General features: G+C 69.4%; 21 protein-coding genes. 14 read left to right on the top strand and 7 right to left on the bottom strand.

Translation table 11 applies throughout. The features are described from left to right. The first annotated feature begins 4 nt into the window (after nucleotides 1-4). Both ABEA39_RS18615 and ABEA39_RS18610 read left to right on the top strand, forming a co-directional pair. On the top strand, nucleotides 5-442 hold the full coding sequence (locus tag ABEA39_RS18615; RefSeq protein WP_345377472.1) for a PTS sugar transporter subunit IIA: 438 nt from the start codon (nucleotides 5-7) through the stop codon (nucleotides 440-442). Further along, nucleotides 439-1,608 (top strand): mannitol-1-phosphate 5-dehydrogenase, encoded by a 1,170-nt coding sequence (locus ABEA39_RS18610; RefSeq protein WP_345377471.1) that lies wholly within the window; start codon nucleotides 439-441, stop codon nucleotides 1,606-1,608. Before ABEA39_RS18615 ends, ABEA39_RS18610 begins: the two co-directional genes overlap by 4 nt. Before the next feature lie 109 nt (nucleotides 1,609-1,717). Here the strand turns inward: ABEA39_RS18610 and ABEA39_RS18605 are convergent, their stop codons facing one another. Next, nucleotides 1,718-2,689 carry a hypothetical protein gene (locus ABEA39_RS18605; RefSeq protein ID WP_345377470.1) on the bottom strand — a complete coding sequence of 324 codons (972 nt, stop codon included), beginning with the start codon at nucleotides 2,687-2,689 and terminating at the stop codon, nucleotides 1,718-1,720. Between the two features lie 181 nt (nucleotides 2,690-2,870). On the opposite strand from ABEA39_RS18605, the gene ABEA39_RS18600 reads away from it, so the two are divergent. Both ABEA39_RS18600 and ABEA39_RS18595 read left to right on the top strand, forming a co-directional pair. After that, the gene (locus ABEA39_RS18600) at nucleotides 2,871-4,115 is read left to right on the top strand and encodes a DUF6177 family protein (RefSeq protein WP_345377469.1); all 1,245 of its coding nucleotides are present in this window, start codon (nucleotides 2,871-2,873) and stop codon (nucleotides 4,113-4,115) included. 2 nt (nucleotides 4,116-4,117) lie between these two features. Continuing rightward, nucleotides 4,118-4,462: a hypothetical protein gene (locus tag ABEA39_RS18595; protein ID WP_345377468.1), complete on the top strand. Its 345-nt coding sequence runs from the start codon at nucleotides 4,118-4,120 to the stop codon at nucleotides 4,460-4,462. Between the two features lie 13 nt (nucleotides 4,463-4,475). On the opposite strand, the gene ABEA39_RS18590 is transcribed toward ABEA39_RS18595, so the two are convergent. The 4 genes from ABEA39_RS18590 to sdhC are packed head-to-tail and all read right to left on the bottom strand — an operon-like array spanning nucleotide 4,476 to nucleotide 7,989. After that, nucleotides 4,476-5,228, bottom strand: a complete 753-nt coding sequence (locus ABEA39_RS18590; RefSeq protein WP_345377467.1) for a succinate dehydrogenase iron-sulfur subunit — start codon at nucleotides 5,226-5,228, stop codon at nucleotides 4,476-4,478. 1 nt (nucleotide 5,229) lies between these two features. Beyond that, nucleotides 5,230-7,044: a succinate dehydrogenase flavoprotein subunit gene (sdhA, locus tag ABEA39_RS18585; protein WP_345377466.1), complete on the bottom strand. Its 1,815-nt coding sequence runs from the start codon at nucleotides 7,042-7,044 to the stop codon at nucleotides 5,230-5,232. A 56-nt stretch (nucleotides 7,045-7,100) separates the two neighbouring features. Further along, the gene (locus ABEA39_RS18580; RefSeq protein ID WP_345377465.1) at nucleotides 7,101-7,562 is read right to left on the bottom strand and encodes a succinate dehydrogenase hydrophobic membrane anchor subunit; all 462 of its coding nucleotides are present in this window, start codon (nucleotides 7,560-7,562) and stop codon (nucleotides 7,101-7,103) included. A 4-nt stretch (nucleotides 7,563-7,566) separates the two neighbouring features. Continuing rightward, nucleotides 7,567-7,989, bottom strand: coding sequence for a succinate dehydrogenase, cytochrome b556 subunit (sdhC, locus tag ABEA39_RS18575; RefSeq protein ID WP_345377464.1), 423 nt, complete (start codon nucleotides 7,987-7,989; stop codon nucleotides 7,567-7,569). Between the two features lie 145 nt (nucleotides 7,990-8,134). Here sdhC and ABEA39_RS18570 point away from each other — a divergent pair, with 145 nt between their 5' ends. From ABEA39_RS18570 to ABEA39_RS18525, 10 genes are all read left to right on the top strand, one after another. Then, the gene (locus ABEA39_RS18570; protein ID WP_345377463.1) at nucleotides 8,135-9,256 is read left to right on the top strand and encodes a mannose-1-phosphate guanylyltransferase; all 1,122 of its coding nucleotides are present in this window, start codon (nucleotides 8,135-8,137) and stop codon (nucleotides 9,254-9,256) included. Between the two features lie 177 nt (nucleotides 9,257-9,433). Beyond that, nucleotides 9,434-10,522, top strand: a complete 1,089-nt coding sequence (locus tag ABEA39_RS18565; protein ID WP_345377462.1) for a BMP family lipoprotein — start codon at nucleotides 9,434-9,436, stop codon at nucleotides 10,520-10,522. A gap of 70 nt (nucleotides 10,523-10,592) precedes the next feature. After that, entirely contained in the window at nucleotides 10,593-12,164 is a 1,572-nt protein-coding gene (locus tag ABEA39_RS18560; RefSeq protein ID WP_345377461.1) for an ABC transporter ATP-binding protein, read from the top strand. Further along, a complete protein-coding gene (locus ABEA39_RS18555) occupies nucleotides 12,161-13,450 on the top strand; it encodes an ABC transporter permease (protein WP_345377460.1) in 1,290 nt (429 codons plus the stop codon). Before ABEA39_RS18560 ends, ABEA39_RS18555 begins: the two co-directional genes overlap by 4 nt. Continuing rightward, nucleotides 13,447-14,736 carry an ABC transporter permease gene (locus ABEA39_RS18550; RefSeq protein WP_345377459.1) on the top strand — a complete coding sequence of 430 codons (1,290 nt, stop codon included), beginning with the start codon at nucleotides 13,447-13,449 and terminating at the stop codon, nucleotides 14,734-14,736. The genes ABEA39_RS18555 and ABEA39_RS18550 overlap by 4 nt, the downstream gene beginning before the upstream one ends. Continuing rightward, complete coding sequence (locus tag ABEA39_RS18545) at nucleotides 14,733-15,167, top strand: cytidine deaminase (protein WP_345377458.1); 435 nt, start codon at nucleotides 14,733-14,735, stop codon at nucleotides 15,165-15,167. The genes ABEA39_RS18550 and ABEA39_RS18545 overlap by 4 nt, the downstream gene beginning before the upstream one ends. Before the next feature lie 46 nt (nucleotides 15,168-15,213). After that, a complete protein-coding gene (locus tag ABEA39_RS18540; RefSeq protein WP_345377457.1) occupies nucleotides 15,214-16,509 on the top strand; it encodes a thymidine phosphorylase in 1,296 nt (431 codons plus the stop codon). A 77-nt stretch (nucleotides 16,510-16,586) separates the two neighbouring features. Then, nucleotides 16,587-17,732 (top strand): adenosine deaminase, encoded by a 1,146-nt coding sequence (locus tag ABEA39_RS18535; RefSeq protein WP_345377456.1) that lies wholly within the window; start codon nucleotides 16,587-16,589, stop codon nucleotides 17,730-17,732. Between the two features lie 2 nt (nucleotides 17,733-17,734). Beyond that, entirely contained in the window at nucleotides 17,735-18,184 is a 450-nt protein-coding gene (locus ABEA39_RS18530) for a PTS sugar transporter subunit IIA (protein ID WP_345377455.1), read from the top strand. Continuing rightward, on the top strand, nucleotides 18,181-18,456 hold the full coding sequence (locus ABEA39_RS18525) for a PTS sugar transporter subunit IIB (RefSeq protein WP_345377454.1): 276 nt from the start codon (nucleotides 18,181-18,183) through the stop codon (nucleotides 18,454-18,456). Before ABEA39_RS18530 ends, ABEA39_RS18525 begins: the two co-directional genes overlap by 4 nt. Nucleotides 18,457-18,703: 247 nt before the next feature. Here ABEA39_RS18525 and ABEA39_RS18520 read toward each other — a convergent pair whose 3' ends face one another. Together ABEA39_RS18520 and ABEA39_RS18515 are read right to left on the bottom strand one after the other, a co-directional pair. Further along, nucleotides 18,704-20,506, bottom strand: coding sequence for a phospho-sugar mutase (locus ABEA39_RS18520; protein ID WP_345377453.1), 1,803 nt, complete (start codon nucleotides 20,504-20,506; stop codon nucleotides 18,704-18,706). After that, nucleotides 20,503-21,336, bottom strand: coding sequence for a purine-nucleoside phosphorylase (locus ABEA39_RS18515; RefSeq protein ID WP_345377452.1), 834 nt, complete (start codon nucleotides 21,334-21,336; stop codon nucleotides 20,503-20,505). The genes ABEA39_RS18520 and ABEA39_RS18515 overlap by 4 nt, the downstream gene beginning before the upstream one ends. Between the last annotated feature and the right edge of the window lie 26 nt (nucleotides 21,337-21,362).

Raw genomic sequence — 21,362 nt, 5'->3', positions numbered from 1 at the left:
GCCGATGACCACTTCCGTCCTCCAGAAGAGCCAGATCCGTGCCCAGGGCACGGCCACCACGAAGTTGGAGGCCATGCGCGAAGCCACTGACATCCTCGTGGAGGCGGGAGCGGTCACGGCCGAGTACCTGCCCGCCATGATCGAGCGGGAGAAGACCGTCTCGACCTACATGGGCAACTTCCTCGCGATCCCGCACGGCACGAACGAGGCGAAGGGGTCGATCCTCCGTTCGGCCCTCTCCTTCGTCCGCTACGCCGAGCCGATCGACTGGGACGGCAACCCCGTCCACTTCGTCGTCGGCATCGCCGGCATCGAGAACGAGCACCTCGAGATCCTCTCCAAGATCGCCATCGTCTTCTCCGACGACGACCAGGTGGCCGCCCTGCAGGCCGCCGCCGACGTCGACGCGATCTACCAGATGCTCGAAGAGGTCAACGAGTGAGCACGGAGACTCCCGGCACGGCGGTGCACTTCGGGGCCGGCAACATCGGCCGCGGCTTCGTCGGCCTGCTCCTGCACGACGCCGGCTACGAGGTCGTCTTCGCCGACGTCAACGCCGCCCTCATCGACGAACTGGCCGCGGCCTCCTCGTACACGGTCCACGAGGTGGGAACGGGTGCCGTCGACCACGAGGTCACGCGCTTCCGCGCTCTGAACAGCGCCGCGGACGAGGATGCGGTGGTCACCGCGATCGCGGAGGCCGACATCGTCACGTGCGCGGTCGGCCCCAACGTGCTCCGCTTCATCGCCCCCGTCATCGCCAAGGGCCTTGCGGCTCGCCCGGCCGATGCCGCCCCGCTGGCCGTCATGGCCTGCGAGAACGCGATCAACGCGACGGACCGCCTCGAGGAGTTCATCGTCCAGGCCCTGCCGGGCGGCGCATCCGACGAAGCTCTGTCCAAGGTCGTGTTCGCGAACACCGCCGTCGACCGGATCGTCCCCGCGCAGGCCGCCGACGCCGGGCTCGACGTCACGGTCGAGACCTATTACGAGTGGGCGATCGACCAGCGTCCCTTCGACGGAGCGACCCCGAGCATCCCCGGCGTGCACTGGGTGGACGGCCTCGAGGCCTCCATCGAGCGCAAGCTCTTCACGGTCAACACCGGTCATGCGACCACGGCGTACTACGGGTTCCTCGCCGGGGCCGACAAGATCTCCGACGCCATCGCTCTGCCCGAGGTGCGGGCCGCGGTCGAGGCGGTGCTGGCCGAGACCAGTGGGATGCTCGTGGCCAAGCACGAGCTCGATCCGGGCGTCCACGCCCAGTACGTCGCGGCCATCCTCGGTCGCTTCGAGAACCCGTACCTGCCCGACACCGTGACCCGAGTGGGGCGCCAGCCGCTCCGCAAGCTGTCGCGCGACGAGCGCTTCGTCTCGCCGGCCGCCGCGATCGCTTCGGGCGGGACGACTCCGGTCGCCCTCCTCGACGCGATGGGAGCCGCCCTGCGGTTCGACGTGGCCGACGACGAGCAGAGCGTCGAGCTGCAGGCACTGCTGGCCGACTCCGCTCGGAGCGACGTCGATCTCGCCACGACGATCACCGGGCTCGAGGAGTCGCACCCGCTGGTCGCGCCGTTCGCCGAGCGGGTGGCGGCGGCTCGCGGCTAGTTCCCTTTCACGCTGAACACCCGTCAGCGGCACGAACACCTCGCCTAGGAGGTGGACTCGCGCCGCTGGCGGGTGTTTCGTCTGTCCGGCCTGCTGCCGGCGCGCGCCGTCAGCCGCGCAGGCGGGCCGTGAGGTTCGAGCGCACCAGGTCGCCGATCACTCCGTAGACCCCTGCCTCGACGGCGAGCAGTGCGGGCGTCGAGTGGGCTCGGGCCGCCACGAGGGTCTCGTCCGCGTCGAGGGTCTCGCTGTCGGGGACGTCGGGGAGCAGCCGGAGCGCGACCGCTTCGGCATGCAGCCGGAGGAGCGTGGCGAGGCGGTGCGGCTCCAGCACGTCGGCGACGACCGCGCTCAGCACCTGCTGGCCCAGTGCATCCACCTGGCTCGCCCCCAGCGGGCCGTCGTGGCCGGCCGCGGCGAGGGCGGCCGTGGTCTGTTGGGCGACACCCGCGAGCACCCCGGGCCAGCCCCACGCCGTGCGCAGCGGTTCGTACAGCCCCGAGACCACGACATCGGTGGATGCGGCGCGCGGCCGAGCCCAGAGGGGCACGTACCGCGGCGAGCGGGGGTGGCGCGCGAGGTCGCGGGCGTATGCGTCGTCGTCGGGGACGTCGCCGAGCTGACCCGGCGCGAACGGCGAGGCGGGGTTGTCGTAGACGCGTCGGTCGTAGTTGAAGCGAGACGTGAAGGAGCCTCCGGAGGCCAGGGTCAGGGTCATCGAGAACCAGGCGCCCTTGTCGGGGTCGGTCATGGCGTCACGGAGTCGGCGGCCGAGCGCGTCGATCGACTCGGGCACGTCGTGCTCGCGGGCCACGCCGGTGGCGTCGACCGTCTCGAGCCGTTCCGAGGCGACGGAGTCGACTTCGGCCCAGAACAGCGTGCCCTCGGCCCAGCCCTCGTCGCCCAGCACCCGCGCCACTGCGGCAGCCATCTCGCTCTGGAGTTCCGGCCAGGTCGGCTCGGTGGGCGGCGTCGGAGCGGTCGCCGCCGCCTTCGCAGCCGCTGTCGGTGTTGTCGCCGCTGTCGCCGCGGGGGAGTCCGCCGCCGCCGGATCGCTCGTCACGTCGGTGTCCATGGCCATGGCCTCTCGGTCGCGGGGCCCCGTCGCCTGATGATCGGGGTCCGTCGAGCCTACCGAGGCTGCGTCGGCCGCGGCCAGAAGGCTTCGGCGAAGGTCACGCGGGCGAACGTCTGACGCGGCAGTTGCGAGCCGACACCGAACCACCCGGTCCGCCACAGCGGGCGCGGTGTTCAATGGCCGAGTGGGTATCAAGATCCGTCACCCGCTCGTCGACGAAGTCCTGAAGACGGTCGTCCGAGTCGACAGCCGAGCCAGCGTGGTCCGGCTCAGCCCGGCGCTCGCCGAGCTGCTGGAGCGGCGCCTGCCCGCACGGCGGACGGTCGTCCTCGTCACGCCCGAGACCTCCCGCCTCACGATCGGCCTGCGGACCGCGCTGGTCGCCGCCGGGGGCAGCTGGACGGTCACGACGGCGCAGGGCTTCCGGGACGGCCTGACGGGGGTCGACCGCCTGACGGTGGAGGTGCATCCCCCGCTCTCGCGGCCCGGCGCAGCCGCCCCCGGCCTGCACGAGCCCGACGGCGGCCCCGACGGTGCCGCCGACGCAGAGCACGACGACCCGCCCCTCGAACCCACCTCGCGCGATGCCAGTCCCGACGAGATCACGGCCCAGCTCAGCCTCGACGTGACCCTGCTGCACGAGGCCGCCGAGAGCGACACCTACCTGGGCGAGGCCCTCGAAGCCATGGCCGCAGCCGTCGGGGTCTCCGAACCGCGCGCGTGGGGGCGCACCGAGCCCCTCGACCACGCCTGGGACCGCTGGGCGATGACGCAGGACGCCCGCCATCACTACCCGGCTGCCTCGCGGTACGTCGTCGAGGGCGAGCACCTCTCTGCCTCGGTCACGGCTCGGCTCACCGACCGCGGCGTAGAGGAGACCATCGCGCTGACGCTCGACGTCCCCGACGGCACGGACGGCCTCGACACCGCGATCGCACGCCTCCGCGAAGGCCTCTCCGGCCTCACCCGTACGGCCACGCCGACCTTCGCCCTCGTGCTGGCGCGGATGGGCGAGCACGACCGCTCGTTCCGCGCCGTCACCTACCCGCCGCCGAACCCCGTGGCGCTGCTCATCGGCGCCCCGTCGGTGGCCGAGCTCGGCCTGCACGAGCAGATCTTCGCCGAGTCGCAAGACGTGGTCGTCGTCGGCGCCCCGACCTCGCCCGCCTACCTCCTGCCCCTCGGCGGCAGCGAACTCTCGGGCTGGGACGCCCTCCACGACGCCCTCGACTCCGTCGGCAACGCCCGTGTCACGACCCTCGTCGAGCCCCCGCTCCTCCAGGCCTGGGAGGACGACCTGCACGACGGACTCGACCGCACCGGCGAACCGCACCCGCACGATGCGCCCGCATCGGGAACGGGTCGCGCTGAACCGCGAGACGAGCCGAGAGCGTGGGATGCACGCCCGCACCCCGAGGGAGGCCGCTGACCATGCCCCGCGAGATCACCATGCTCAGTCCGACCGAACACGACCTGCAGGCCCTGGCAGACGCCGCCGAAGGGGTCGGGCGCGCCAGCGAGGTTCGCGAGATCGACGGCGGGGCGGCTCTCCAGGTGGTGACGCCGGACGGAGTAACCCTGCTGACCGTCTACCGGCCGCGCCTCATCTCGACACCCGGCGAGGTCGAACGACTCCTGCCGTCGGCGCCCGCCGTGCAGGTGCCCGTGTGGTGGACCGACGCGGTCGCGCCCCTCGACGCCGAAGGCGAGACCGGAGTGTCGATCGCACTCCGTCTCGCCCTTCGTCGTGATGCCGTGTGTCTGGTGGAGGACTAGCTCCGACCCGTGATCAGGCGTGTCCGCGGAGAACCGCGGCCTTGACCTCGGCGATGGCCTGCGTCACCTGGATGCCTCGGGGGCATGCCTCGGTGCAGTTGAAGGTGGTGCGGCAGCGCCAGACGCCCTCTTTGTCGTTGAGGATGTCGAGGCGGACGCTGGAGGCCTCGTCGCGCGAGTCGAAGATGAAGCGGTGCGCGTTGACGATCGCCGCCGGGCCGAAGTACTGCCCGTCGGTCCAGAACACCGGGCACGACGAGGTGCAGGCGGCGCAGAGGATGCACTTGGTCGTGTCGTCGAAGCGGGCACGCTGCTCGGCGCTCTGCAGGCGCTCCTTGTCGGGCTTGGACGACGCCTGCAGGAACGGCTGCACCTCGCGGTAGGAGGCGAAGAACGGCTCCATGTCGACGACGAGGTCCTTCTCGAGGGGCAGGCCCTTGATGGCCTCGACGTAGACGGGCTTCGAGATGTCCAGGTCTTTCATCAGCGTCTTGCAGGCCAGGCGGTTGCGGCCGTTGATCCGCATCGCGTCGGAGCCGCAGACGCCGTGGGCGCACGAGCGACGGAACGTCAGCGAGCCGTCCTGTTCCCACTTGATCTGGTGGAGCGCGTCGAGCACGCGGTCGGTCGGGAGCATCTCGACCTGGAACTCCTGCCAGCGCGGCTCGTCGTCGACGTCGGGGTCGAAGCGGCGAATCGCGACGGTCGCCGTGAACTTCTGGATCGCATCCGCTGCGGCGGGACGCTCTTCGAGGACAGTGCTCATGTCAGTACTTCCGTTCCATCGGCTGGTAGTTCGTGATGACGACAGGCTTCGTGGAGAGCTTGATGTGGTCGCCGGCATCGGCGGAGTGCGCGTCGCCCGTCAGATAGGCCATCGTGTGGACGAGCCACTTCTCGTCGTCGCGCTTGGGGAAGTCCTCGCGGAAGTGACCGCCGCGGCTCTCCTGGCGGGAGAGGGCGGAGTAGACGACGACTTCGGCCAGGTCGAGGAGGAAGCCCAATTCGATCGCCTCGAGGAGGTCGGTGTTGAAGCGCTTGCCCTTGTCCTGCACGGAGATGTTCAGGAAGCGCTCGCGCAGCTCCTGGATCTTCTCGGTGACGGCGAGGAGGGTCTCTTCGGTGCGGAAGACCTGGGCGTTGTCGTCCATCGACTCCTGCAGCTCGCGGCGGAGCGTGGCGATGCGCTCCGTGCCGGTCGCCGTGCGCACCTGCTGGATGAGGCCCTGCACGAACGTCGCGGAGTCGTCCGGCAGCGGTACGAACTCGGCCGTCTTGACGTACTCGACGGCGTTGTCGCCGGCTCGCTTGCCGAAGACGTTGATGTCGAGCAGCGAATTGGTACCGAGGCGGTTCGACCCGTGGACGCTCACGCAGGCGCACTCGCCGGCGGCGTACAGGCCCGGCACCACCGTCGTGTTGTCGGACAGGACTTCGGCCTTGACGTTGGTCGGGATCCCGCCCATCGCGTAGTGAGCCGTCGGGAGGACGGGCACCGGCTCAGTGTAGGGCTCGACGCCGAGATAGGTGCGCGCGAACTCGGTGATGTCGGGGAGCTTGGCGTCGATCACCTCGGGGGAGAGATGCGTGATGTCGAGGTAGAGGTAGTCCTTGTTCGGGCCGGCACCTCGGCCCTCGCGGATCTCTGTGCGCATGCAGCGGGCGACGATGTCACGTGGCGCCAGGTCTTTGATGGTGGGGGCGTAGCGCTCCATGAAGCGTTCGCCCTCGCTATTGCGGAGGATGGCGCCCTCACCGCGGGCCGCTTCGGAGAGGAGGATGCCCAGGCCCGCCAGCCCCGTGGGGTGGAACTGGAAGAACTCCATGTCTTCGAGCGGCAGGCCCTTGCGCCAGATGATGCCGACGCCGTCTCCGGTGAGGGTGTGGGCGTTCGACGTCGTCTTGTAGATCTTGCCGAAGCCGCCGGTCGCGAAGATGACGGCCTTGCCCTGGAACACGTGGAGTTCGCCGGTCGAGAGCTCGTACGCGACGACGCCGGCGGGCCGCTTCTGGCCGTCGACCTCGACCATGATCAGGTCGAGCACGTAGAACTCGTTGAAGAAATTGATGCCGAGCTTGACGCAGTTCTGGAACAGCGTCTGGAGGATCATGTGGCCGGTGCGGTCGGCGGCGTAGCAGGCCCGGCGGACGGGTGCCTTGCCGTGCTCGGAGGTATGGCCGCCGAAGCGGCGCTGGTCGATCTTGCCCTCGGGTGTGCGGTTGAACGGCAGCCCCATGTTCTCGAGCTCGAGGACGGCGGTGATCGCCTCCTTGGCGAGGATCTCCGCGGCGTCCTGGTCGACGAGGTAGTCGCCGCCCTTGACCGTGTCGAAGGTGTGCCACTCCCAGTTGTCCTCCTCGACGTTGGCGAGGGCTGCAGCCATTCCGCCCTGGGCTGCGCCCGTGTGGGAGCGGGTCGGATAGAGCTTCGAGATGACCGCGGTCGACGCGCCCGCGCCGGCCTGGATGGCGGCCCGCATGCCGGCACCGCCCGCGCCCACGATCACGATGTCGTGCTGGTGGTAGTGGACGCCGTCCTTCGTGACGGTCGGGGCGGTTGCGGAGTCGGGGATGTTCGTCACGGGAGCTTTCCGTCAGGTTGATGCAGTGAAAAGGAGCGGGGGCCTGGGGTCTGGCGCTACTGCGCGGGGCAGAACGAGGGCAGGTCGGACGGCAGGGCGTTCGCCGGGCACGGCGAGAAGGTCCAGACCACGAGGGTGCCGAGCAGGAGGAGGATGACGCACGAGGCGAGAAGGGCGATCAGCATGACGCGACGGACCTTCGTGTTGCCCACGTAGTCGTTCACGATCGTGCGCATGCCGTTCGAGCCGTGGATCAGGGCGAGCCAGAGGAGCAGGGTGTCCCACACCTTCCAGAACGGGCTGGCCCACTTGCCGGCGACGAAGCCCCAGTCGATGGCCTTGACCCCGCCCTGGTGGGCGATCAGGTTCGTGAAGAGGTGCGCGAAGACGAGCACGACGAGCAGCACGCCGCTGCCGCGCATGTAGAGCCAGCCCCACTTCTCCCAGTTGACGCCGCGGCGGACGACGCCCTTGGAGCGGGGTGCTTCGATGGTGGGTGTTCCGGTGTCGATGGCCATGGCGCTACTCCGAGAAGACGTTCATGAGCTGGCGGGGGACGAAGCCGATGAGGAGGATGATCCACAGCGCGATCACGATCCAGAACATCAGGCGCTGGTACTTCGGACCCTTGGGGAGGAAGTCGATCAGGATGATGCGCAGACCGTTGAAGGCGTGGAAGCCGATGGCGGCGACGAGAGCGGTCTCGCCGAGCCCCATGATCGGTGTCTTGTAAGTGCCGATGACCGCGTTGTAGGCGGCCGGGCTGACCCGCACGAGAGCCGTGTCGAGGATGTGCACCAGGAGGAAGAAGTAGATCGCCACCCCGGTGATGCGGTGGAGGACCCACGACCACATGCCCTCCCGCCCCCGGTAGAGCGTGCCGGAGGACACCCGAGTCGCCTTGGGTGGTGTGATCGTCACTTGCGTCGTTGTCTGCTCGGCCATGAGCAACCCTCCATGCGGATCGGGGTGTGTTCTCAGAACTTCCTCAGTCTAGGCAGACGCAACTCCGCTCCGCCGCTAAGGCCGACCTAACTGTCTTGATGCCGAGAGACCGTTCAGAGGACTCCGCGCCGATAGGGTGTCCTGCATGACGACAGCACAGGAGAGCCTCGCCCGGTTCTACAGCATCATCCCGGCCGGCGGCATCGGATCTCGGCTGTGGCCCTTGAGCCGCGCGGACGCCCCCAAGTTCCTCCACGACCTCACGGGTTCCGGGTCGACCCTCCTGCGGGGCACCTGGGACCGCCTGGTGCCCATCAACGGCGAGCAGCGGATCATGGTCGTCACCGGCCGCTCGCACCGCGCCGCCGTCGAGGCCCAGCTCCCCGACCTCGCCGACCACAACGTGGTCCTCGAGAGCGAGCCGAAAGACAGCACTGCCGCGATCGGCCTCGCCGCGGCGATCCTCGCCAAGCGCGAACCCGACGTCATCATCGGCTCGTTCGCCGCCGACCACGTCATCGCCGATCAGCGCGGCTTCGTCCGTTCGGTCCACGAGGCGATCGTCGCTGCGGACGCCGGCTACATCGCCACCATCGGCATCACTCCGACCGAACCCGCCGTGGGCTTCGGCTACATCCACGCCGGCGCGTCCCTCGACATCGAGGGCGCCCCGAACGCCAAGGCCGTGACCTCGTTCGTCGAGAAGCCCGAGCTCGAGACCGCCGAGGCGTACCTGAAGGACGGCAACTACCTCTGGAACGGCGGGATGTTCATCTCCCGCGCCGACGTCCTGCTGAAGCAGCTCGGCGAGACGCGACCCGAGCTGCTGGCGGGCATCCTCGAACTGGCCGACGCGTGGGACACCCCGGCTCGCGGGGCCGTCGTCGACAGGATCTGGCCCGAGCTCGAGAAGATCGCCATCGACTACACCGTCGCCGAGCCCGCCGCCGCGCAGGGGCGACTCGCCGTCATTCCCGGCGACTTCGACTGGGACGACGTGGGGGACTTCGCGTCCATCGCCAAGCTGCACTCGAAGGGCCGCGCCTCCGACCTCGCCATCCTCGGCGAGAACGCCCGCGTGCTCGCCGACTCGTCGAGCGGCATCGTCGTCAGCCAGGGGGATCGCCTGATCTCGTTGATCGGTGTCACCGACATCGTCGTGGTCGACACGCCGGACGCCCTCCTGGTGACCACGAGCGCCAACGCCCAGCGGGTCAAGTCGGTCGTCGACGCCCTGAAGCTCTCGGGCCGCAACGACGTCCTCTGAGGCGTAGCAGATTTCGCGTTTCGGCGTGATTTCCACAGGATCGCGAGTCGGTAACGCTTCTCACAAGCCGCCGAGGTCTGGCCGATAGCGCGCGTAACTTTGGGTAACCTGTCAGGCATTGTGCTCGGCGGCAGATGCCGAGCCACGTCTTAACGAAGACATGTCTTGGAGGACACATTGACTATCACCGCGCGAAAGGCCGTCCTGACCGGCCTTGCCATGGTCGGCGCGACCGCGATCCTCGCAGGCTGCGGCACGGCGCCGTCCGCAACCAGCACGAAGTCGGCCGGCAAGTCGAGCTACGTTCCCTGCATGGTGTCCGACGCCGGCGGGTTCGACGACAAATCGTTCAACCAGCTCGGCCTCGAGGGGCTCGAATCGGCCGCCAGCTCCATCGGCGCCACCCCGAAGAAGGTCGAGTCGGCCGACCAGACCGTCTACGCCTCGAACATCTCCAGCCTCGTCAACCAGAAGTGCAACCTGATCATCACGGTCGGCTTCCTCCTGGCCGACGCGACGAAGGCCGCCGCCTCGGCGAACCCCTCGATCGACTTCGCCACGATCGACGACTCGTCGACCACGGCTGACAACGTGCGTCCGATCACCTTCGACACCTCGCAGGCCGCCTTCCTCGGTGGCTACGCGGCCGCCGCCTACTCGAAGACCGGCGTCGTCGGCACCTTCGGCGGCGCCCAGATCCCGACCGTCACCATCTTCATGGACGGCTTCGCCGACGGCGTCGCCTACTACAACAGCCAGAAGAACAAAGACGTGAAGGTCGTCGGCTGGGACGTCGACAGCCAGAAGGGCGTCTTCACCGGTGGCTTCGACGCCGGCACCGCTGCGAAGCAGGCCGCTCAGACCCTGATCGACCAGGACGCCGACGTGATCCTGCCCGTCGGTGGCCCGATCTACCAGAGCGCCGCACAGGCGGCCAAGACGGCCAACGCCTCCGGCAAGAGCATCGTCCTCGAAGGCGCCGACTCCGACACCTTCGAGACCGACCCGGCGAACTCGTCGCTCTTCCTCACGAGCGTCGAGAAGGGCATCGCGCAGGCGACCAAGGCCGTCGTCCTCGACTCCGCCAAGGGCTCGTTCACGAACACGCCCTACGTCGGCACCCTGAAGAACGACGGCGTCGGCATCGCCCCGTTCCACGACTACGCCAAGAAGATCCCGTCGACGCTCCCCGCCGAGCTCGACAAGATCAAGGCCGGCATCATCGACGGTTCGATCACCGTCAAGTCGCCCGCCGTCAGCAAGTAGCACTCCGAAGGGGCCCGAGGCGACTAACGTCGCTTCGGGCCCTTCGCCCTGGACACCACAGGAGAAACCGATGAAGCTCGAACTGCGGGGCATCACCAAGCGCTTCGGCGCTCTCACGGCCAACGACCACATCGACCTCACGGTCGAGCCGGGCGAGATCCACGCCCTGCTGGGCGAGAACGGCGCCGGCAAGTCGACCCTGATGAACGTGCTCTACGGCCTCTATCAGGCCGACGAGGGCGAGATCCTCCTCGACGACGTCGCCCAGCACTTCGACGGCCCGGGGGACGCCATGAAGGCCGGCATCGGCATGGTGCACCAGCACTTCATGCTGGTCCCCGTCTTCACGGTCGCCGAGAACGTCATGCTCGGCCACGAGGAGACCGCGTTCGGCGGGCGCCTCGACCTTCCGGGGGCCCGCGCGAAGGTGCGCGAGATCTCGGCTCGGTTCGGGTTCGACGTCGACCCCGACGCGCTCGTCGAAGAGCTGCCCGTCGGTGTCCAGCAGCGCGTCGAGATCATCAAGGCCCTCTCCCGAGACGCGAAGGTCCTCGTGTTCGACGAGCCCACCGCCGTGCTCACTCCGCAGGAGACCGACGAGCTGATGGCGATCATGAGGCAGCTCCGCGACGCCGGAACCGCCATCGTCTTCATCACCCACAAGCTGCGCGAGGTCCGCGAGGTCGCGTCGCGCATCACCGTCATCCGCCTCGGTCAGGTAGTGGGCGAGGCATCCCCCGATGCGTCGAACGCCGAGCTCGCCTCGCTCATGGTCGGCCGCTCCGTCGAGCTGACGGTGCAGAAGGAGCCCGCGACGCCCGGCGACGAAGCCCTCGTCGTGGACGATCTGCGGGTCGTCGACGCGATCGGGCAGGTCGTCGTCGATCATGTGTCGTTCGAGGTGCGACGGGGCGAGATCCTCGCCATCGCCGGCGTGCAGGGCAACGGCCAGACCGAACTCACCGAGGCGATCCTCGGCCTCCAGCCCCGGGTGGAGGGGCGGATCACGCTCGACGGCAAAGACATCACCGGCCTCAGCGTCCGCAAGGTCCTCGACTCCGGCGTCGGCTTCGTGCCGGAGGACCGCACCGAAGACGGTCTGGTCGGCGAGTTCACCATCGCCGAGAATCTGATGCTCGACCGGTCGCAGTCGGGCCCGTTCGTCAAGCGGGGCTGGCTCAAACTCGTCGACCTGGCCGCGTTCGCCACCGAGAAGGTGCGGGAGTTCGACATCCGCAGCCAGGGCATCTCGACGCCGGTCGGACGGCTCTCCGGCGGCAACCAGCAGAAGGTCGTCCTGGCCCGCGAGCTCTCGCGCGACCTGCGGCTCTTCGTGGCCGCCCAGCCGACCCGCGGCATCGACGTGGGCTCGATCGAATTCGTGCACAAGCGAATCGTCGCCACCCGCGACTCCGGTGTCCCGGTGATCGTGGTCTCGACCGAACTCGACGAGGTCACCGCTCTCGCCGACCGTATCGCCGTCATGTACCGCGGCACCATCATCGGCATCGTCCCCGCCGACACCCCGCGCGACGTCCTCGGCCTCATGATGGCCGGGGAGGTCCCCGAAGCGGCCGAGACCCGGGCCACGGCGTCCGCCGGCGCCGCCCCCAGCACGACCGGAACGGAGCCCGTCGCATGAGCGACACCACCGAGAAGACCGAGGCCGAGGCGACGACGCCCGAGCCCCACGAGCGCGAGACGACCGACGAGCGCGGGGCGAGCATCCTGCGCCAGGTGGTGGGCAGCAACGCCGCCATCTCGATCCTGGCCGTGGTTCTCGCGCTCATCCTCAGCGGGATCCTGATCGCCGCGACCGATCCGACCGTGCAGTCGACCGCCGGCTACTTCTTCGCCCGGCCCACCGACCTGTTTGGCGCCGCCTGGAGCTCGGTCTCGCTGGCCTACACCTCGATCTTCCAGGGCGCGATCATCAACTTCCAGGCCGTCGGGTTCGCTGCGGCCATCACGCCGCTCGCCAGCACGCTGAACTTCGCGATGCCGCTCATCGTTGCGGGTCTCGGCGTGGCACTGTCGTTCCGCACCGGCATGTTCAACATCGGCGGTCAGGGCCAGATCCTGATCGGCGCCGCGTGCGCCGGCTGGGTCGGCTTCTCGTTCGACCTGCCGATCGGCATCCACATCCCCCTCGCCGTGATCGCCGGCATCGTCGGCGGCGCGTTCTGGGGGGCGATCGTCGGCTTCCTCAAGGCCCGCACCGGCGCGCACGAGGTGATCGTGACCATCATGCTGAACTACGTCGCGCTCTACCTCATCTCGTTCATGCTGCGCACACCCGGCCTCCTGCAGGCGAAGGGGTCGACCAACCCCCAGTCGCCGGCCACCCTCCCGTCGGCCATCCTCCCGAACCCCTTCGGCGCGCACTTCCCGCTCAGCCTCGGGTTCCTGATCGTGATCGCCGCGACGTTCTTCGTCTCCTGGCTGCTGAACCGTTCCAGCCTCGGCTTCCGCTTCCGCGCAGTCGGCGAGAACCCGCACGCGGCCCGCACCGCCGGCATCAACGTCAAGAACGTCTACGTCTGGGCGATGCTGATCTCCGGCGCGCTGATCGGCATCGCCGGTGCCACGCAGGTGCTGTCGACGCTGACGACGGGCTTCTCCTCCGGTATCGACGCCGGCATCGGGTTCGACGCGATCACCGTGGCCCTGCTCGGGCGATCACGGCCGTGGGGCGTCTTCGGCGCCGGCATCCTGTTCGGTGCGTTGAAGGCCGGGGGATACGCGATGCAGGCCGCGAACGGTGTGCCCATCGACATCGTCCTGGTGGTCCAGTCGCTAATCGTGCTGTTCGTCGCGGCCCCGCCGCTCGTCCGCAGCATCTTCCGCATCCCCGCGCCGGGAGCGAAGCCGCGACCGACCCGTTCCGCGAAAGCCGACTCGAAGAAGATGGCGGTGGTGACCAAATGAGCACCCTCACACCCGACGTGGCGGTCCCCGTCGCCGAGACCCCCGGCCTCGCGATCACTCGCACTCGCACGTTCAAGGCGCCCATCGCGCTGACGCTCTTCACCGTCATCGGCCTCCTGCTGTTCGTCGTCGCGGGGCGGACGGGCCACTCGACCTTCCGGCTCTCGACGTCGAGCGACTTCTTCACTCTTCCCAACGCCGTGCTGCCGACCGCCGCCACGGGCGTCGTGCTCACGATCGTGCTGGCTCTGATCACGGTGTACTCGTTCCTGGCCGCCTCCCGCTACCGCAAGACGCCGCTGTGGCTCGTCGCGGTCTTCGGCGTCCTGTTCCTGGTCGGATTCCTCACCTGGGCCGGGGCCGGCAGCTCGATCCTCGTGCCGGGGCTCCTCGTCGGGTCGTTGGCCCTCTCGACGCCGCTGATCTTCGGCGCTTTGGGCGGCGTGATCTCCGAGCGGGTCGGGGTCGTGAACGTCGCGATCGAGGGGCAGCTCCTCGGCGGCGCCTTCGTCTCGGCCGTCGTCGCGAGCATCACGGGGTCGCTCTGGATCGGCCTCGTCAGCGCCATGATCGCCGGGGCGCTCGTCTCGATGGTGCTGGCCGTGTTCAGCATCCGCTACCTCGTCGACCAGGTCATCGTCGGCGTCGTGCTCAACGTGCTCGTCACCGGCCTGACGAGCTTCCTGTACTCGCAGGTGCTGTCGAAGACGCCCTCGCTCAACAAGGGGCTGCTGTTCAGTGCGTTCGACGTGCCGGTCCTGTCGCGCATCCCTCTCATCGGGCCTCTGCTCTTCCAGCAGAACGTCGTCGTCTACTTGATGTACGTGGCGATCTTCGCCGTCTGGTTCGGGCTCTTCAAGACCAAGTGGGGTCTCCGTCTCCGCGCTGTGGGCGAGCACCCGCAGGCCGCCGACACCGTCGGTATCAAAGTGAACCTGTCGCGGTTCTGGAACGTGTCGCTCGCCGGTGCGATCGCCGGTCTCGGCGGGGCGTTCTTCACCCTGGGCGACCTCGGCTCGTTCCAGAAGACGATGACCGCCGGCGCCGGATACATCGCCCTGGCCGCGGTGATCTTCGGTCGCTGGGATCCGATCCGCGCCACGCTCGCCGCCCTGCTCTTCGGCTTCGCGAGCAACCTCCAGAGCGTCCTCAGCGCCGTCGGGTCGCCCGTGCCGAGCGAGTTCATGCTGATGCTGCCGTACGTGGTGACGATCCTCGCCGTCGCCGGGCTGGTGGGGCAGTCGAGGGGGCCGGCCGCCTCCGGGAAGCCGTACATCAAATCATGAGCCCCCTCGTCGCCCCCTCGTCGTCCGAGATCGACTGGACCGCCCTCCGTGCCGCGGCCACGACGGCCATGGAACGCGCCTACGCTCCGTACTCGAACTTCCCGGTCGGAGCCGCCGCGCTCACCGACGACGGTCGCATCGTCTCCGGCTGCAACATCGAGAACGCCTCGTACGGGGTCACCCTCTGCGCCGAGTGCGCCCTGGTCGGCGACCTCGTGATGGGCGGCGGTGGCCTCCTGATCGCGTTCGCGTGCGTCGACGGCCACGGCTCCGTGCTGATGCCGTGCGGCCGCTGCCGGCAACTGCTGTACGAACACTCGGCCGAGGGAATGGTGCTCGACACGGTGTCGGGCTTCAAGACCATCGACGAGGTGCTGCCCGACGCGTTCGGGCCGCGGCAGCTGACCGAGTACCGCGACGCGCAGGCGTGAGCCCGAGCATCCCCCCTTTTCTGTTTCGCCTCTCACTGGAGTCCGCATGAGCACCACCGCCGTCGAGCCCTTCGACACCGTCGACCTGATCCGCGTGAAGCGCTCGGGAGGTGCGCTGTCGACGCCGCAGATCGACTGGCTGATCGACGCCTACACGCGCGGTTACGTGGCCGACGAGCAGATGTCGGCCCTGACGATGGCGATCTTCTTGAACGGCATGGAGCGCCGTGAGATCCGCGACATGACCCTGGCGATGATCGCGTCGGGCGAGACGATGGACTTCCGGAGCCTGTCGAAGACGACGGTCGACAAGCACTCCACCGGCGGCGTGGGCGACAAGATCACGCTGCCGTTGGCTCCGCTCGTGGCCTCGTTCGGAGTCGCGGTGCCGCAGCTCTCGGGCCGTGGGCTCGGGCACACCGGTGGCACGCTCGACAAGCTGGAGAGCATCCCCGGCTGGCAGGCCTCGATCTCGAACGAGCGGATGCGCGAGATCCTCGACGAGGTCGGCGCGGTCATCTGCGCGGCCGGGTCGGGTCTCGCTCCCGCCGACGGCAAGCTCTACGCCCTGCGCGACATCACGGGCACCGTCGAGTGCATCCCCCTGATCGCCTCGTCGATCATGTCGAAGAAGATCGCCGAGGGCACCGCCGCGCTGGTGCTCGACGTGAAGTTCGGCTCGGGCGCGTTCATCCAAGACCGAGCGCAGTCGCGCCTGCTGGCGCAGACGATGGTCGACCTCGGCACGGATGCGGGGGTCACGACGACCGCGCTGCTCACCGACATGAGCGTCCCCCTCGGCCTCACCATCGGCAATGCGCTCGAGGTGCGCGAGTCGCTGGAGGTCCTCTCCGGTGGCGGCCCCGCCGATGTGCGGGAGTTGACCGTCGCCCTGGCACGCGAGATGCTCACGCTCGCCGGCCAGCCCGACGCCGACGTCGAGGCGGCGCTCGACGACGGGCGCGCCATGGACACCTGGCGACGGATGATCGAGGCGCAGGGCGGAGACGCCTCCGCACCGCTGCCGACCGCTCGAGAGACGCAGGTCGTCACGGCGCCGCGCTCCGGGTTCCTCGTCGAGCAGGAGGCGCTGCCCTTCGGCATCGGGGCCTGGCGGCTCGGCGCCGGGCGTGCGCGGAAGCAGGACCCGGTGCAGGCGGCCGCGGGAATCGAGCTGCACGCGAAGCCCGGCGATGCGGTCGTGGAGGGGCAGCCGCTGTTCACGCTGCACACCGATGAGCCCTCGCGATTCGCCCGGGCACTCGAGGCCGTCGAGGGAGCCTGGTCGATCGGGAACGCGGCACCTGCCGCGCGCACCCTCGTCGTCGAGCGGATCTCGTAGCGAACGTCCACAGTTCGTTCGAGAGGCTTGTGGCTGCCGTTCAGAGTTCGGTCGTGCCCCACTAGTACGGTTGAACCATGAGCGCACCGGACCAGGAATATCGCCTGCCGAACGGCGGTCCGAGCATCGCGGCTCTGCCCAAGGTGTCGCTGCACGACCACCTCGACGGCGGGTTGCGGGCGTCGACCGTCGTGGAGTTGGCCGGTGGGGCGGGCACGGCGACCGGCTCGGTTCTCGAACTGCCGGCGTTCGACGCCGCCGAACTCGACGCCTGGTTCCGCGCGCAGAGCGACAGCGGCTCGCTGGTCGACTACCTGAAGACCTTCTCGGTGACGGTCGGCGTGATGCAGACCGAAGAGGCGCTGCGACGCGTCGCGCACGAGTTCGTGCTCGACCTCGCGGCCGACGGAGTCGTCCACGGCGAGGTCCGCTGGGCGCCCGAGCAGCACCTTCTCGGGGGGCTGACACTCGACCAGGCCGTCGAAGCGGTCCAGACCGGACTCGACGACGGGGTCGTCGATCTGGCCGAACGCAACCACGAGATGACCGTGGGGCAGATCGTGACCGCGCTCCGTTCCTCGGATCCCACCGTCTCGCTCGAGATCGCCGAGCTGGCCCTGCGTCACCGCGAGAACGGTGTGCTGGGCTTCGACCTCGCAGGCGACGAGGCGGGCTACCCGGCGTCGGCGCACGCAACCGCGTTCGACCTGTTGGCTCGGGAGTTCCTGCCCGTCACGGTGCACGCCGGCGAGGCCGACGGGCTCGACAGCATCAGGGGCGCCCTGCTCGACGGCCGAGCGCTGCGTGTCGGGCACGGGGTGCGCCTGGCCGAAGACGTCAGCATCATGAATCGCGACGGCGACAGCACCACGGTCGGGCTGGGCCCCATCGCCTCGTGGGTGCGCGACCGACAGATCGCTCTCGAGCTCGCGCCGTCGTCGAACCTGCAGACCGGGGCCATCGCGCAGTGGGGCACCGAATTCTTCGAGCACCCGTTCGACCTCCTCTACCAACTCGGCTTCCGGGTCACCGTCAACACCGACAACCGCCTGATGAGCGGCACGAGCCTCAGCCGCGAACTCGCCCTCCTGGCGCAGGCGTTCGACTACGAGCTCGCCGACCTCGAAGCGTTCCAGCTCAACGCGGCGGCCGCGTCCTTCCTGCCGCTCGAAGACCGTGACGATCTCGCCGACCGCATCGCCGCCGGATTCGCGGAGGCCTGATCGTGACACTCCCTCCCCTCCCCGACGAAGCCATCGTCCTCGGCGACCCGGCCGGCGACTGGCGGCAGGCCGTCCGCGCGGCGGGGCGGGCGCTCTTGGCCTCCGGCGCCGCACGGGCCGGGTACGCCGACGAGATGATCCGCATGATCGACGAGCACGGCCCGTACGTCGTGATCGCTCCCGGTCTCGCTTTGGCCCACGCTCGGCCCGACGACCAGGTCGTCCGCACGGGCCTGTCCGTGGTCACGCTGGCGTCGCCGGTGCTGTTCGGGCACCCGTACAACGACCCGGTCCGCGTCGTCCTCGGGCTCGCCGTCGAGTCGGTCGGCGGTCACCTCGAGTCGATCGCCGGGCTGGCGAACGTCTTCAACGACGCCTCGGTGATCCCCGCTGTGGCCGCGGCCGGATCGGCCGACGAGGTTCGACGACTGCTCGGAGCGTCGGCCTCGTGAAGATCGTCACCATCTGCGGCGCCGGCATCGGTGCGAGCGGAATCCTCAAGGTCAACGCCGAGCGGGTCCTGGCCCGGCTCGATCTGGGGACGGTCGAGGTCGTCGCGGCGGACGTCGCCAGTGTTCGCACGGTGGCGGACGACGCCCAGATCATCCTGACGTCGGCCGAGTTCGTCGACGCCATCGGGCCGACGTTCGCCGACGTCATCGTGATCGTGAACTACTTCGACCAGCAGGAACTCGCCGAGAAGCTGCAGGCCGCGCTGGGCTGAGGCCGGGTCGGCGCCTTCGGTCCGGCGGGCCCCCTTGGGTTCGGCGGGGCCCCTTGGGTTGGGCGGGGCCCCTTGGGTTGGGCGGGCCCCCTTCGATTCGGCGGGCGGGCGCGCACTGGGCAGACCTGGCCCTTCGAATCGGCGAGGCCCCCACGAAAGTCCTCAGGGGTCGCGCCGATTCGACGGGGCGAAGGTGCGATCGGGCCGCATCCCACCGACCGCCCCACGCCAGGACGTGTGCCGCGCGCTACGCCAGCAGCTGCCGCACGCCCGCCTCGAGCTCGGCCACGACCGCGTCGGCGGCCACCCGTCGCGCTGCCGCATCGCCGGTCGTGCTCCAGGCGTCGATGTAGACCTTGAGCTTCGGCTCGGTGCCGCTCGGACGCACGATCACGCGCGAGCCGTCGTGGGAGGCATCGCCGCCCAGCCAGTACCTCAGGATGTCGCCCGCGGGGAACTGCTCGAAGCCGTTCAGGAAATCGTCGGTGCGCTCGACCTGGTGCCCGCCGATGTCGGCCGGGGGAGCGGAGCGCAAGGCGGAGGTGATGCGGGGGATGTCGGCCAGATCGGAGACACGAAGCGACACCTGCGACGACGCGAATGCGCCGAAGCGGGCGTCGAACTCCTGCAGATGCTGCTCCAGCGTGGTTCCCGCCGTCATGAGCTCGGCGACGAGGGAGAGCATGTCGATCGCCGCGGAGATTCCGTCTTTGTCGCGGACCTTGGCAGGATCGACGAGGTAGCCGAGTGCCTCCTCGTAGCCGTAGACCAGGCCGTCGACGCGAGAGACCCACTTGAAACCGGTGAGGGTATCGGCGTAGGGGAGACCGTACTGCCTGGCCACCTCGCGTAGGGCCGGCGACGAGACGATGCTCGCGGCGAGCGTGCCGGTGCCGAGTCCGCTGTCGCCGCGGTCGCCGTCGCCTGCTTCGCCCGCCTCGCCTGCGTCGCCCGCGACGCGAGCGGCGGCACGCCATCCGAGGAGGGCACCCACCTCGTTGCCGGACAGGCGTCGCCAGGTGGTGCGGTCGCCCCCGACGGGAAGGGCGACGGCCAGGCGGTCGGCGTCGGGATCGTTCGCCAGGATCAGGTCGGCCTCGACGCGCGCGGCCGTGGCGAACGAGAGGTCCATCGCGCCGGGCTCTTCCGGGTTCGGGAATGCCACCGTGGGGAAGGCCGCATCGGGAGCGGCCTGTTCGGCGACCGGGATCGGCTCGGTGAAACCCGCCGTGGCGAAGGCGCGCCGGGCGACCTCCCACCCGACGCCGTGCATCGCCGTGTAGACGACCCGGGGCTGGATCGTCCGTGCCTGCGGTGAGCCGGCCACGGCGGCGGTGAGCCGTACGTAGTCCATGACGAGATCGTCGCCGGCCGTGGCGTAGTCATCGGAACGGGGGATGCTCGCGACCGACGATTCGGCAGCGACCTCGATCAACGCGGCGATCTCGCCGTCGACCGGGCTCACGATCTGGGACCCGTGATCGTCGCCCCCGAGATAGACCTTGTACCCGTTGTCGCGTGGGGGGTTGTGGCTGGCCGTCACCATGACGCCCGCACTCGACGCGAGATGCCGGACAGCGAAGGCCAGGACGGGGGTCGGGAGAGCTCGAGGGAGGATCGTCGCCGAGACGCCTGCGGCCGCCATGATCTCGGCGGTGTCGCGAGCGAAGACGTCGCTGTTGGTGCGGCCGTCGTAGCCGATCACGATGCTCGGCTTCTCTCCGGTCGCGGCCCGACCGACGAGGAACGCGGCGAAACCGGCGGCGGCCTGCGCGACGAGGACGCGGTTCATCCGAGCGGAGCCGGCGCCGAGCTCGCCTCGGAGACCGGCGGTGCCGAATTCGAGACGCCCGTCGAACCGGGAGGCGAGATCGCGAAGGGCGTTCTCACGCTGGTCGGAACGCTCGGAGTCGTCCGCCGTGATCTGCTCGAGCAGGTCCGTCAGCTCGGCTCGGGTCTCGGGATCGGGGTCCTGGTCGCGCCAAGCGGTCGCCCGAGCGAGCAGCTCGCGCTCTGCTCGGTCGCGCTCGGCCCTGTCGTGCTCGGTCACAGCGCCTTCACCACGCGCGCGAGCAGGTCGCTGATGACGGGCTCGGCTTCGCGGCCGGCCTGGATGACCTCCTGGTGGGAGAGGGGGGTCTTCTGAATGCCGGCGGCCAGGTTGGTGATGAGGGAGAAACCAAGGACCTCGAGACCGGCCTGGCGAGCCGCGATGGCCTCGAGGGCCGTGGACATCCCGACGATGTGGCCGCCGATGGCCTTGGCCATCTGCACCTCGGCCGGAGTCTCGTAGTGCGGTCCGCGGAACTGCGTGTAGACGCCCTCGTCGAGGGTGGGGTCGACGGACCGGGCGACGTCGCGCAGACGCGTCGAGTAGAGATCGGTGAGGTCGATGAAGGTGGCGCCCTCGAGGGGGGAATCGGCGGTGAGGTTGATGTGGTCGCTGATGAGGACAGGGGTGCCCGGCTTCCAGGTCTCTCGGATTCCGCCCGCCCCGTTGGTCAGGATCATGATCGCGGCACCGGCGGCGGCGGCCGTGCGCACGCTGTGCACGACGCGTCGGACCCCGTAGCCCTCGTAGTAGTGCGTACGGGCCCCGATGACGAGAGCGTGTCGGCCGTCGGGAAGGCGGACGCTGCGCAGTGAGCCCGTGTGGCCGACGACGGCCGAGGCCGTGAACCCCGTGATCTCGGAGGCGGGGACCTCGGCCACCGTCTCGCCGAGGAGGTCGGCGGCCTTGGCCCACCCGCTGCCGAGAGTGAGGGCGATGTCGTGCCGGGGGATACCGGTGGCCTCCGCGAGTTCGCCGGCAGCGGTGCGGGCGATCTCGAACGGGTCGGCCGAGGGGTCGTCGAGGGGGTTCGAAGAGGTCGAAGGCATGCGAACCACTCTAAGGGCGGCACCCG

The organism is Frondihabitans cladoniiphilus (genome assembly GCF_039544345.1).
Classification (GTDB): Bacteria; Actinomycetota; Actinomycetes; order Actinomycetales; family Microbacteriaceae; genus Frondihabitans; species Frondihabitans cladoniiphilus.
Note: the sequence above shows the minus strand (reverse complement) of the source record. Positions and strands in the feature narration are given on the sequence as shown.

Bases quoted from the DNA above. Each gene is read 5' to 3' on its own strand.
- ABEA39_RS18590 (WP_345377467.1), bottom strand. From the start codon at position 5,228: ATGAGCACTGTCCTCGAAGAGCGTCCCGCCGCAGCGGATGCGATCCAG.
- ABEA39_RS18550 (WP_345377459.1), top strand. From the start codon at position 13,447: ATGAGCACCCTCACACCCGACGTGGCGGTCCCCGTCGCCGAGACCCCC.
- ABEA39_RS18605 (WP_345377470.1), bottom strand. From the start codon at position 2,689: ATGGCCATGGACACCGACGTGACGAGCGATCCGGCGGCGGCGGACTCC.
- ABEA39_RS18580 (WP_345377465.1), bottom strand. From the start codon at position 7,562: ATGGCCATCGACACCGGAACACCCACCATCGAAGCACCCCGCTCCAAG.
- ABEA39_RS18560 (WP_345377461.1), top strand. From the start codon at position 10,593: ATGAAGCTCGAACTGCGGGGCATCACCAAGCGCTTCGGCGCTCTCACG.
- ABEA39_RS18570 (WP_345377463.1), top strand. From the start codon at position 8,135: ATGACGACAGCACAGGAGAGCCTCGCCCGGTTCTACAGCATCATCCCG.
- ABEA39_RS18540 (WP_345377457.1), top strand. From the start codon at position 15,214: ATGAGCACCACCGCCGTCGAGCCCTTCGACACCGTCGACCTGATCCGC.
- ABEA39_RS18595 (WP_345377468.1), top strand. From the start codon at position 4,118: ATGCCCCGCGAGATCACCATGCTCAGTCCGACCGAACACGACCTGCAG.
- ABEA39_RS18615 (WP_345377472.1), top strand. From the start codon at position 5: ATGACCACTTCCGTCCTCCAGAAGAGCCAGATCCGTGCCCAGGGCACG.
- ABEA39_RS18535 (WP_345377456.1), top strand. From the start codon at position 16,587: ATGAGCGCACCGGACCAGGAATATCGCCTGCCGAACGGCGGTCCGAGC.
- sdhC (WP_345377464.1), bottom strand. From the start codon at position 7,989: ATGGCCGAGCAGACAACGACGCAAGTGACGATCACACCACCCAAGGCG.
- ABEA39_RS18555 (WP_345377460.1), top strand. From the start codon at position 12,161: ATGAGCGACACCACCGAGAAGACCGAGGCCGAGGCGACGACGCCCGAG.
- ABEA39_RS18545 (WP_345377458.1), top strand. From the start codon at position 14,733: ATGAGCCCCCTCGTCGCCCCCTCGTCGTCCGAGATCGACTGGACCGCC.
- ABEA39_RS18515 (WP_345377452.1), bottom strand. From the start codon at position 21,336: ATGCCTTCGACCTCTTCGAACCCCCTCGACGACCCCTCGGCCGACCCG.